The sequence below is a fragment of the Streptomyces sp. NPDC050504 genome, assembly GCF_044458065.1.
Taxonomy (GTDB): Bacteria; Actinomycetota; Actinomycetes; order Streptomycetales; family Streptomycetaceae; genus Streptomyces.
Map to the genome: position 1 here is coordinate 683,505 of NZ_JBITHO010000003.1, position 13,025 is coordinate 696,529.

2 protein-coding genes are annotated in these 13,025 nt (G+C 74.4%); both read left to right on the plus strand.

Going from position 1 to position 13,025, the window contains the following annotated elements:
• The first annotated feature begins 22 nt into the window (after nucleotides 1-22).
• Nucleotides 23-11,923, plus strand: coding sequence for a type I polyketide synthase (locus ACIBNE_RS14000; RefSeq protein ID WP_399271531.1), 11,901 nt, complete (start codon nucleotides 23-25; stop codon nucleotides 11,921-11,923).
• A gap of 232 nt (nucleotides 11,924-12,155) precedes the next feature.
• Nucleotides 12,156-12,929 (plus strand): thioesterase II family protein, encoded by a 774-nt coding sequence (locus ACIBNE_RS14005; protein WP_399271530.1) that lies wholly within the window; start codon nucleotides 12,156-12,158, stop codon nucleotides 12,927-12,929.
• Nucleotides 12,930-13,025: the final 96 nt, after the last annotated feature.

The window sequence follows — 13,025 nt, forward strand, 5'->3', positions numbered from 1 at the left end:
CGGCGGTTGAACGGTGAGCACGGTGAGCGAAGACAAGCTTCGCGACTACCTGAAGCGTGTGACGACGGACCTGCACCGCACGCGCCTGCGTCTGGAGAAGATCGAGGAGCGGGACCAGGAGCCGATCGCGATCGTCGGCATGAGCTGCCGCTACGCCGGGGGCGTCCACACCCCGGAGGACATGTGGCGGCTCCTGGTCGAGGGGCGCGACGCGGTCGGTCCGATGCCGCAGGACCGGGCCTGGGACCTGGAGGCCATGTACGACGCCGACCCGGACGCCCAGGGCAAGAGCTACGTGGAGGAGGGGGCCTTCCTCGACGCCGCGTACGACTTCGACCCCGGCTTCTTCGGGATCTCGCCGCGCGAGGCGCTGGCCATGGACCCCCAGCAGCGGCTGCTCCTGGAGACCGCCTGGGAGACCCTGGAGCGGGCGGGCATCGATCCCGGCTCGCTCAAGGGCAGCAGGACCGGTGTGTACGCGGGGGTGATGTACCAGGACTACGGATCCCGGCTCACCACCGTGCCCAAGGACGTCGAGGGCTACCTCGGCGCGGGCGGCTCGGGCAGCGTCGCGTCGGGCCGCGTCTCCTACACCCTGGGCCTCGAAGGGCCCGCCGTCACCGTGGACACGGCCTGCTCGTCCTCGCTGGTGGCGCTGCACCTGGCCACCCAGGCGCTGCGCAGGGGCGACTGCTCGCTGGCGCTGGTCGGCGGGTCCATGGTGATGTCCACCCCGGTCGCGTTCATCGAGTTCGCCCGCCAGCGGGCGCTGGCGTCGGACGGCCGCTGCAAGGCGTTCTCCGGGCGCGCGGACGGCACCGGCTGGGGCGAGGGCGTCGGCATGATCCTCGTGGAGCGGCTGTCGGACGCGCGGCGGGCGGGGCGCCGGGTGCTGGCCGTGGTGCGCGGCTCGGCCGTCAACCAGGACGGTGCGAGCAGCGGCCTCACGGCCCCGAACGGGCCCTCCCAGCAGCGGGTGATCCGCGCCGCCCTGGCCGACGCCCGGCTGTCGTCCGCCGAGGTCGACGCGGTGGAGGCGCACGGCACGGGCACCGCGCTCGGCGACCCGATCGAGGCGGGCGCGCTGCTGGCCACGTACGGCAAGGAGCGCCCCGAAGGCCGCCCGCTGTGGCTCGGCTCCCTGAAGTCCAACCTCGCGCACACCCAGGCCGCGGCCGGGGTCGGCGGCGTCATCAAGATGGTGCTGGCACTGCGGCACGAGGTCCTGCCCAAGACGCTGCACGCCGAGACCCGCAGCCCGATGGTCGACTGGGAGTCCGGCGGCGTGGAGCTGCTGACGGAGGCCAGGCCCTGGCCCAGGACCGACGCCCCGCGCCGGGCCGCCGTGTCGGGCTTCGGCTTCAGCGGCACCAACGCCCACGTGATCCTGGAGGAGGCGCCCGAGGAGCCTGCGGACGGCGAGGACGCGGGCGCGGACGCGGTCGGGGGTGCGGGCGCGGTCGGGGCAGGGACGCCTTCCACGGCCCGGGGCGCGGCGCCTTCCCAGCCTCAGGCCCAGGCCCGAGGCACGGCCCAGGCCCGGCCCCAGGCCGCCGGGGCCGAGGGCCCGGCCCCCGTCCGTACTCCCGGCACCGCCCCCGCCGCACTGCCCTTCCTCGTCTCCGGCAGGACCGAAGAGGCGCTGCGCGCCCAGGCCCGGCGGCTCGTCGACCACCTCACCGCCCACCCGGACACGGCCGCGGCCGACCTCGGGTACTCGCTGGCCCTGCGGCGCGCCTCCCTCGAACACCGCGCCGCGATCGTCGCCCGGGACCGCGAGGAGCTCCTGGGCGGCCTGCGGGCCCTCGCCGACGGCGAACCGGCCGCGCGGCTCGTCCAAGGCACGGCGGACAGCCGCCGCAAGGCGGTGTTCGTCTTCCCCGGCCAGGGCTCGCAGTGGACCGGCATGGCCCGCCCGCTGCTGGCGTCCTCGCCGGTCTTCGCCGAGCAACTGCGCGCCTGCGACGAGGCGTTCGCCCCGTACCTCGGCTGGTCGGTCGTCGACGCGCTCGACGGCGCGGCGGACACCCCGCCCGGCGACCGCATCGACGTCGTCCAGCCGGTGCTGTTCTCCGTCATGGTGTCGCTGGCCGCGCTGTGGCGCGCGCACGGCGTGGAGCCCTCCGCGATCGTCGGGCACTCCCAGGGCGAGGTGGCCGCCGCGTACGTGGCGGGCGCCCTGTCGCTGGCGGACGCCGCCAAGGTGGTCGCGCTGCGCAGCAGGGCGGCGCGGCAGATCGAGGGCAAGGGCGGCATGCTCTCGGTACTGGCGTCCGCCGAGCGGATCGCGCCCTGGCTCGACGGCCTGGCGGACCGGCTGTCCCTCGCGGTGAGCAACAGCCCCACGTCCGTGGCGGTCGCCGGGGACACCGACGCCCTCGACGAGCTGGCGGACCGGCTCGCCGAAGCGGGCGTGAAGTCCCGCCGGATCGCGGTGACGATGGCCAGCCACTCCCCGCACGTCGACGCGCTGCGCGAGCGGATGCTCGCCGACCTGGCGTCCGTCGAACCGCGCGCCGCGCGGGTCCCCTTCTACTCGACGGTGACCGGCGCCGCCCAGGACACCACCGGGCTCGACGCCGACTACTGGTACCGGAACATGCGCGAACCGGTCCGGTTCGAGCAGGCGGTCCGCGCGCTCGTCGCCGACGGCTACACCGCGTTCGTCGAGACCAGCCCCCACCCCGTGCTCGCCATGGCGATGCAGGAGACCTTCGAGAGCGCCGCCGCCGAGGCCGGGGCGGCCGGTCCCGTCGCGGTCGCCGTGGGCACGCTGCGCCGCGACGAGGGCGGCTACGAGCGGTTCCTCACCGGCCTCGGCGAACTGCACGCGGGCGGCGGCCCCGTCGACTGGAGCACGGTGTTCGCCGGCACCGGCGCGCGCGGCACCGAGCTGCCCACCTACGCGTTCCAGCGGCAGCGCTACTGGCTGGAGTCCCCCGCGCCCAGCGGGGACGTCACGTCGGCCGGGCTCGGCGCCGCCGACCACCCGCTGCTCGGCGCCGCCGTGCACCTCGCGGACTCCGACCGGCTGCTGCTGACCGGCAGGCTGTCCCTGGAGACCTCCCCGTGGCTCGCCGACCACGCCCTCGCCGGCACCGCCCTGCTGCCCGGCACGGCGTTCCTCGAACTCGCGGTGCAGGCCGCCGACCGGGTCGACTGCGCCCGGGTCGAGGAACTCACCCTCCAGGCACCGCTCCTGCTGCCCAGGACCGGCGGCGTGGCCGTGCAGGTCACCGTCAGCGAGCCGGACGCCTCGGGACGCCGGACGGTGGGCGTCTACTCGCGCGCGGACAACCGCGCGGAGGGCCACGCGGGGAGCCACGCCGGGAGCCACGCCGGAGGCCACTTTGGGGGCCACGCGACGGGCGCCGCCGACGACGCCTGGACCGCCCACGCGTCCGGCACGCTCGTCCCCGCTGCGGGCCCCGCCGACTTCGACCTCGCCGCCTGGCCCCCCGCGGGCGCCGAACCGGTCGCCGTCCAGGACCTCTACGAGCGGTACGCCGAGAACGGCTTCGACTACGGGCCCGCCTTCCGCGGCCTGCGCGCGGCCTGGCGCCTCGGCGACGACGTCTACGCCGAGGTACGGCTGCCCGACGACCGCCAGGAAGGCGCCCGCGACTACGGGCTCCACCCCGCGCTGCTCGACGCGGCGCTGCACGGCATCGCGCTCGGCCCGCTCTTCGAGGGGAACGCGGGCAGCGGCAACGGACGGCTGCCGTTCTCGTGGACGGGCGTCACCCTGCACGCGTCAGGCGCGGGCGAGGTGCGGGTCAGGCTGTCCCCCGCGAGCCCCGCAACGAGCCCCGGAACGGGCTCTGGAGCGGGCTCCGAGGCGGTCGCGCTCCAGATCGCCGACACCGAGGGCCGCCCGGTGGCGTCCGTCGACGCGCTGCTGCTGCGCGAGACCCGCCCCGAGGGGCTATCCGGCGCGCGGACCGCGCTCGCCGACGCGCTGTTCCGGGTCGAGTGGAAGCCGCTGACGCCCACCGGGGCGGCGCCCGCCGCGCCCTGGGGCGTGTGGAGCACGGACCCGTCGGCCCCCGGCGCGCCGGACCTGGCCGCGCTGCCCGGCCTCGTAACGCTGGATCCCGTAGCCCTGGACCTCGAACTCCCGGAGGTCGTCCTCGTCCCGTGGGCCCCCGCCCCCGACGGCACCGACCCCGCCCGCGCGGCGCACGCCGCCGCCGAACGGGCCCTCGGCCTGGTGCGGACCTGGCTGAACGACGAGCGCCACGCGGACTCCCGGCTGGTGTTCCTCACCCGGGGCGCCGCGCTCCCCGGCGAGGACGCGGGCGACCTCGCCCACACCACCGTGTGGGGCCTGGTGCGCTCCGCGCAGACCGAGAACCCCGGCCGCTTCGTCCTGGTCGACCTCGACGAGCACCCCGATTCCGTACGGGCGCTCGGCGCCGCCCTGGCCACCGGCGAACCCCAACTGGCCCTCCGCGAAGGCCTCGTACAGGCCCCCAGACTGGTCCGCACCCCCGTACCCACACCCGCTCCCGCATCCGCATCCGCCCCCGACTCCGCATCCGGCTCCGCCGAAAGCACCGCGCTCGGCTGGAACACCGACGGCACCGTCCTGATCAGCGGCACCGGCACGCTCGGCGGACTGCTCGCCCGCCACCTGGTCACCCGGCACGGCATCCGCCACCTGCTGCTGACCAGCCGCCGCGGCCCCGACGCCGAAGGCGCGGACGCCCTGCGGACCGAACTCGCCGAACTCGGCGCCGACGTCACGCTCGCCGCCTGCGACGCCACCGACCGCGAGGCCCTGGCCGCGCTCCTGGCCGGCATCGACCCGGCGCACCCGCTCACCGCGGTCGTCCACACCGCGGGCGTCCTGGACGACGGCGTCGTGAGCGCGATGAGCCCCGAACAGCTGCGGCGGGCACTGCGCCCCAAGGTGGACGCGGCCGTCAACCTGCACGAGCTGACCCGCGGCCTGGAGCTGTCCGGCTTCGTCCTCTACTCGTCGGCCGCGGGCGTGCTCGGCGGCCCCGGCCAGGCCAACTACGCGGCGGCCAACGCGTTCCTGGACGGCCTGGCCCGCCACCGCAGGGCCACGGGACTCGCGGGCCAGTCGCTGGCCTGGGGCCTGTGGGCCGATCGCAGCGGACTGACGGAACACCTCGGCGCCGAGGACACCGCGCGCTCCGCCCGCTCGGGCGTCGCCCCGATCTCCGCCGAGCAGGGCATGGCGCTGTTCGACGCCGCCGCCGCGCTCGACGAGCCGCTGCTCGTCCCCATGCTGCTGGACACGGCGGCGCTGCGGGCGAACGCCGCCACCGGTACCGTCCCCGCCCTGCTCCAGTCCCTGGTCCGCGCCCCGGCCCGCCGCACGGTGACGGCCGGGACCCCGGCGGACGGCGCGGACTCGCTCGCGCGGCGGCTCGTGGGCCTGCCCGAGGCCGAACAGCGCCGCCACCTGCTGGACCTGGTGCGCTCGCTGGTCGCGGCCGTACTGGGGCACGCCCCGTCCGACTCGATCGCCGCGAACCGGGCCTTCAGCGAACTCGGCTTCGACTCGCTGACGTCCGTGCAGCTGCGGAACCGGCTTAACGGCGCCACCGGGCTCAGGCTGCCGACCACCCTGGTCTTCGACTATCCGAACCCCACGGCGCTCGCCGAATACCTGCGGACCGAGGCCCTGGGCGACCGGCTGCGCACGGCCGCCGCGCAGCCGCCCACGGCACCGGCCGCCGCCGACGGCTCCGACGACCCGATCGCCGTCGTCGCGATGAGCTGCCGCTTCCCCGGCGGCGTGCGCAGCCCCGAAGACCTGTGGCAGCTCGTCGCGCGGGGCACCGACGCGATGTCCGCGATGCCGAGGGACCGCGGCTGGGACGAGGACCTGTACGACCCGACCGGCAGCCTGCCCGGCAAGTCGTACGCGAACGAGGGCGCGTTCCTCCACGACGCCTACGACTTCGACCCCGCGTTCTTCGGGATCTCGCCGCGCGAGGCGCTGGCCATGGACCCGGTGCAGCGGCTGCTCCTCGAAACCTCCTGGGAGTCCTTCGAACGCGCGGGCATCGACCCCGCGTCGCTGAAGGGCAGCAGGACCGGAGTCTTCGCGGGCGTGATGTACCAGGACTACGGCCTGCGGCTGCCGCAGGTCCCCGAGGACCTGGAGGCGTACGTCGGCAGCGGCAGCTCCGGCAGCATCGCATCGGGCCGCATCGCGTACACCTTCGGCCTGGAGGGTCCGGCGGTGACGGTCGACACGGCGTGCTCGTCGTCGCTGGTCGCACTGCACCTGGCCGCACAGTCGCTGCGGCGGGGCGAATGCGCGATGGCCCTCGCGGGCGGCGTCACCGTCATGTCGACGCCCAACCTCTTCGTCGACTTCAGCCGCCAGGGCGGCCAGGCGCGCGACGGCCGTTGCAAGGCGTTCTCCGAGCAGGCGGACGGCACCGGCTGGGGCGAGGGCGCGGGCATGATCCTGCTGGAGCGCCTGTCGGACGCGCGGCGCAACGGCCACCAGGTGCTCGCGGTACTGCGCGGCTCGGCCATCAACCAGGACGGCGCCAGCAACGGCCTCAGCGCCCCCAACGGCCCCTCACAACAACGCGTGATCCGAGCAGCACTGGCCGACGCACGACTGACCGCAGCAGACGTGGACGCAGTCGAAGCACACGGCACCGGAACCTCCCTCGGCGACCCGATCGAAGCAGGCGCACTACTGGCCACGTACGGCCAACAGCGCACCGACGACCGTCCGTTGTGGCTGGGCGCACTCAAGTCCAACATCGGCCACACCCAGGCCGCATCCGGCGTGGCCGGTGTGATCAAAATGGTCATGGCGATACGGGAAGGCGTACTGCCCCGAACCCTTCACGCCGACGAACCCTCCGAAAAGATCGACTGGACGGCAGGATCGGTCGAACTCCTCACCGAGGCCCGCCCCTGGCCCGAAACCGGCGCCCCGCGCCGAGCGGGCATCTCGGCCTTCGGCATCAGCGGCACGAACGCACACGCCATCGTGGAGCAGGCACCGGAGCCGGTGACGCAGGAGGCACCGAACACGGACTCCGTGGCATCGGTAGTGCCGTGGGTCCTGTCGGGCAAAACCCCGGCAGCACTGCGAGCACAGGCGGAACAGCTGGCCGAGTACGTCGCGGCAGCACCGGAGTTGTCCCCGGTGGACATCGGATACTCCCTGGCAACCGGACGGGCTTCCTTCGAACACCGGACCGCAGTGACAGGAAGCACCCGCGAGGAGCTTCTGAGCGGGCTGCGGGCGCTGGCCGAGGAGGACGGGACGCGTACGGTCTCCGGCCGGACGGCATTCCTGTTCACCGGACAGGGCGCACAACGGGCCGGAATGGGCCGCGAGTTGTACGAAGCCTTCCCGGTCTTCGCGTCCGCCTTCGACGAGGTGTGCGCGGTCCTGGACGGGCACCTCGACCGTCCCCTGCGTGAACTGGTCTTCGCCGAAGACTCCGGCGAGGTGCTGCAAGGCACCGGGTACGCACAGGTGGCCCTGTTCGCCGTCGAAGTCGCGCTGCACAGGCTCGTCGAGTCCTGGGGCGTACGGGCGGACTACCTGGCCGGACACTCAGTGGGCGAACTCACCGCCGCGTACATCGCCGGCCTCTGGTCCTTGGAAGACGCCTGCACCCTCGTCGCGGCCCGAGGCCGCCTGATGCAGGCCCTGCCCACCGGCGGAGCCATGATCTCCGTGGTCGCCTCCGAAGACGACGTACGACCCTTCCTGAACGAGAAGGTCTCGATCGCGGCCCTCAACGGCCCCACCGCCACCGTCCTGTCCGGAGACGAAGACGCCGTACTGGAAATCGCAGCGGCGGGCGGCTGGAAGACCTCACGCCTCCGCGTGAGTCATGCCTTCCACTCTCCGCTCATGGACCCCATGCTCGAAGAGTTCCGACAAGTCGCCCAGGGACTGGAGTTCCACGAGCCCCGTACAGCACTGATCTCCAACGTCACCGGTGACATCGCCCCACCCGAGCTGATCCGCACCCCCGACTACTGGGTCCGCCACGTCCGCGAAGCCGTCCGCTTCCACCACGGCCTCACCACCCTCGAAGCGAACGGCGTCACCCGCTTCATCGAACTCGGCCCCGCCGGAGTCCTCACCGCCCTCGGCCAAACCACCCTCCACAACGCCGAATTCATCCCCGTACTCCGCAAGAACAAGCCCGACGAGCAAGCAGCCGTCACAGCCCTCGCCCACATCCACACCACCGGCCTGGACATCGACTGGAACACCTTCTTCACAGGCCGCCACGCCCACCGCGTCGACCTCCCCACCTACCCCTTCCAGTACGACCGCTACTGGCTCGACGCACCCACCACCACCGGCGACGTCACCTCAGCCGGACTCACCACCACCAGTCACCCACTCCTGGGCGCCGCCCTCCCCCTCGCCGAAACCGACACCCTCGTCCTCACCGGCCGACTCTCCACCCACTCCCACCCCTGGCTCACCGACCACGCCGTCTCCGGCACCGTCCTCTTCCCCGGCACCGCCTTCCTCGAACTGGCCGTACAAGCCGCCGACCGAGCAGATTGCGACCGCGTCGAAGAACTCACCCTCGAAGCACCCCTGGTCCTCCCGGAGCGCAGCGCCGTCGTCCTCCAGATCACCGTGGACGCACCCCAGGAGACCGGCGCCCGCACGATCAGCGTCCACTCCCGCCCGGAGAACGCCCACCCCGACGAACCCTGGACCCGCCACGCCAGCGGCATCCTGGACGTCGGCGACGGCACGCACCCCGGCCCCGACCTGACCGTCTGGCCCCCGCCCGGCGCCGAACCCGTAGAGGTCGCCGACCTCTACGAGCGCTTCGCCGAAGGCGGGTTCGGCTACGGCCCCGCCTTCCAGGGACTGCGCCGCGCCTGGGTGACCGAGGACGCCGTGTACGCCGAGGTGCGGCTGCCCGAAGAGCAGCAGAGCACCGCCGGTGCGTACGGGCTGCACCCCGCCCTCCTCGACTCCGCGCTGCACAGCATCGCCCTCGGTTCGCTCCTCGACAGCGGCGAGGGGGAGGGCAGGCTGCCGTTCTCCTGGACGGGCGTGTCCCTGCGCGCTTCCGGTGCGGCGGAACTGCGCGTGCGCATCGGCGCCGCGGGCAGCGACGCGGTGTCGGTCGCGGTCGCGGACACCACGGGCAGCCCCGTCGCCACCGTCGACGCGCTGGTGCTGCGCAAAATGGCGCCCGCGCAGGTCGGGGCGGCCCTGCCGACCGGACCCGAGTCGCTGTTCCGGGTCTCCTGGCCGTCCCTGCCGGTCCCGGAGCGGCTGTCGGCCGGCACCAGGCTGGCCCTGGTGGGCGCGGACGACCTCAAGCAGGTGGAGGACCTGGAGGAGCTCGGCTTCTTCCTGGAGTCGTACACGGATTTGAGCGCGCTCACCGGTTCCGTCGACACGGGCAGCGCGGCCCCCGCGACGGTGCTCGTCTCGTGCCCGCCCGCACCGGACGGCGCGGAGCAGGACAGTACCGACCCAGTACGGGCGGATGCGGTGCGGGCGGCCACCCACCGCGCCCTGTCGCTGGTCAGGTCGTGGCTCGCGGACGAGCGGTTCGCGGCGTCCCGGATGGCGTTCGTGACCCGGCGCGCGGTCGCCACCGCCCCCGGCGAGGGCGTGTCCGACCTGGCCAACGCGGCGGTGTGGGGCCTGGTGCGCGCGGCGCAGTCGGAGCACCCCGACCGTTTCGTCCTGGTCGACGTCGACGAGGACGAGTCGTCCGGCCGCGCCCTGGGCGCCGCGCTGCTGTCCGGCGAGCCCCAACTGGCGGTGCGCGGCGGCGAACTCGCCGTACCGCGCCTGGCCAGGGTGAAGCACGACGAGGTGAAGCACGACGGGGTGAAGCACGACGAGCCGCAGGACGGCGTACGGCCCGACGCGCCCGGGTGGGACGCCGAAGGCACCGTACTGATCAGCGGTACGGGCCTGCTGGGCGGCCTGCTCGCCCGGCACCTCGTACGCGAGCGGGGCGTCCGCCGACTCGTGCTGACCAGCCGCAGGGGACCGGCGTCCGAGGGCGCCGCCGAGCTGCGGGACGAGCTCACCGGGCTCGGCGCGCACGTCACCCTGGCCGCCTGCGACGCCGCCGACCGCGACGCGCTGGCCGGGGTGCTCGCCGCGATCCCCGCCGAGCACCCGCTGACCGCCGTGGTGCACACGGCGGGCGTCGTCGACGACAGCCTGGTCGAAGGGCTCACGCCGGAGCGGCTGGACGGGGTGCTGCGGCCGAAGGTCGACGCGGTGCTGAACCTGCACGCGCTGACCCTCGACCACGACCTCGACCACTTCGTGGTGTACTCGTCGGCCGCCGGGGTCCTGGGCAGCGCGGGCCAGGCCAACTACGCCGCGGCGAACGCCTTCCTGGACGCGTTCGCGCACGCCCGCCGCGCCCGGCGGCTGCCCGCGACCTCGCTCGCCTGGGGGCCGTGGGACGAGCTGAGCACCATGACCGCCGCGCTCGGCAGCGGCGACGTCGCCCGTGCGGCCCGTGCCGGTGTGGCCGGGCTCTCGACCGAGGAGGGCCTGCGGCTGCTGGAGACCGCGCTCGGCCTCGAAGAGCCGCTGCTGGTGCCGATCCGGCTGGACACCGGGGCGCTGCGCACCGGCGCGGCGGGCGTCTCCCTTCCGGCCCCGCTCCGCGACCTCGTCCGCGCCCCGGCCCGCCGCGCCGTCGCGGCGAACGCGGGCGGGGCGGGCGGGGCGGGCGGCGGCACGGCGGACGGGCCCACGCTCGCCGCCCGTCTGGCGCCCCTCCCGGAGGACGAACAGCTGGTCGTACTGGTGGAATTGGTGCGGATCCACGTGGCCGCGGTGCTGGGCCACTCGGGGCCGCAGGCGGTCGCCGACGACCACCAGTTCGTGGACTCGGGCTTCGACTCGCTCACCGCGGTCGAACTGCGCAACCGCCTCAACACCGCCACCGGGCTGCGGCTGCCCGCCACCCTGGCCTTCGACCACGGCACCCCGGCCGACCTGGCGGAGCGGCTGCGCCACGAGCTGGCCGCCGCGCCCGTCGGAGGGGCCCGCGCGCCGGAGCCGTCGGCGGCGGCGCAGGCCGTCCCCCAGGGCGGTTCGGCGACGCTCAGCTCCCTCTACCTGGGGGCGTTCCAGAGCGGCAAGTGGGGGGAGGCGTTCGACCTGCTGCGGGCCGTCGCCGCGCTGCGGCCGCAGTTCGCCTCCGCCGCCGACCTGGACAGGCCGCCGGTGCCGATCAAGCTCGCCAGGGGCGGGGCGCCGACCCAGGTGTTCTGCCTGCCGTCCTGCCTCGCCCTGGCCGGACTGCACCAGTACGCGCGGTTCGCCTCGTCCTTCCGGGGGCTGCGCGACGTGTCGGCGCTGCCGCTGCCCGGGTTCGTCGGGACCGAGAGCCTGCCGGCGACCATGGACGCGGTCGTCCAGGCCCAGGCGGAGGCCGTCGCGCGGGCCGCGGACGGCGCCCCGTTCGTGCTGCTCGGCACGTCGGCGGGCGGCTGGTTCGCCCAGGCGGCCGCGGGACACCTCGAAGGGCTGGGCGTCCAGCCCTCGGGGGTCGTCCTGGTGGACACGTACGTCCCCAGGAGCAACTTCGTCAACCAGTTCGGGCTGGCGCTGATGGACGGCATGTCGGAGCGCGAGGGCACCTTCGTCGCGATGGACGACGACCGGCTGTCGGCGATGGGCTGGTACCTCGACATCTGCAAGGAGTGGGAGCCGCGGCCCGTCCGCACGCCCACCCTGCTCGTCCGGGCCGAGGAGCCGCTGGGCGGCGGCAGGGCGACGGCCTCGCCCGAGCAGTGGCGCTCCTACTGGGACCTGGACCACGACGTCGTCGACGTCCGGGGCAACCACTTCAGCGTCATGGAGGACCACGTCGCCTCCACCGCCGCGGCCGTCGAGGCCTGGATCTCGGCCCTGCCGCCGCGCGCGGAAGGGACGGCCGGGTGAGCACCCGCCCCGACGGCCGGGCCCGCGCACGCCCCGGCCGGCCCGGCGCGGGGCTCGGCCCGCTCCGCACGCATCCCGGCCGGCCCCGCACGCACCCCGGCCCGCCCCGCACGCACCCCGGCCGGCCCCGCGCGCACCCCGGCCCGCCCCGCGCCCGCACCGCGCGGGGCGCGGCCCGCATCCGACCCGTACCGGCACGGCCGGTGAGCACCGAAAAGGACGGCTTACGACCATGACACCGCCGAACCCCGACGACAGCCTGTGGCTGCGCCGGTTCCACCCCCGGCCCGACGCCTCGGTGCGGCTGGTCTGCTTCCCGCACGCCGGAGGCTCCGCGAGCTTCTTCTTCCCGATGTCGGAGGAGATGTCGTCGGGGATCGAGGTGGTGGCCGTGCAGTACCCGGGACGGCAGGACCGGCGCACCGAACCGCCCGTCGAGAGCGTCCAGGAGCTGGCCCGGGAGATCTTCGCCGTGCTCACGCGGTGGACCGACCTGCCGCTCGCGCTCTTCGGCCACAGCATGGGCGCCAGCGTGGCCTTCGAGGTGGCCAGGATGCTGGAGCAGGAGGCGGGCGTCGAGCCCGCCGCCCTGTTCGCCTCCGGCCGCCCCGCCCCCTCCCAGCACCGCAGCAACGAGATCCACCTGCTCGACGACGACGGCATCGTCGCGGAGCTCCAGCGGCTCAGCGGCACCGACTCCCGCATCCTGGGCGACCTGGAGCTGCTGCGCTTCGCGCTGCCCGCGATCCGCGGCGACTACAAGGCGGCCGAGACCTACCGCTACGTGCCGGGTCCCCAACTGCGCTGCCCCGTCGTGGGACTCGGCGGCGACAGCGACATCCGGGTCCCCGTCGAGGACGTGGCGTCCTGGGGCGACCACACGTCGGGCGACTTCGAGCTCCAGGTCTTCCCCGGCGGGCACTTCTACCTCGGCGAGCAGAAGGCCGCCGTCGTGAACGCCGTGTCGGATTTCCTCATGAGCTCCAAGCAGCTGAATTCCGCGTGAACTCGCGACCGGCCACATGAGGGGTCGGTAGGGGTTGTCGCCGCTGTGCACGTCAGATTTGCTGATCCCGCGTATCGGGACCCGAGGGAAGAAGAA

Coding starts and splice junctions, on each gene's coding strand:
- ACIBNE_RS14005 (WP_399271530.1), top strand. CDS start 12,156: ATGACACCGCCGAACCCCGACGACAGCCTGTGGCTGCGCCGGTTCCAC.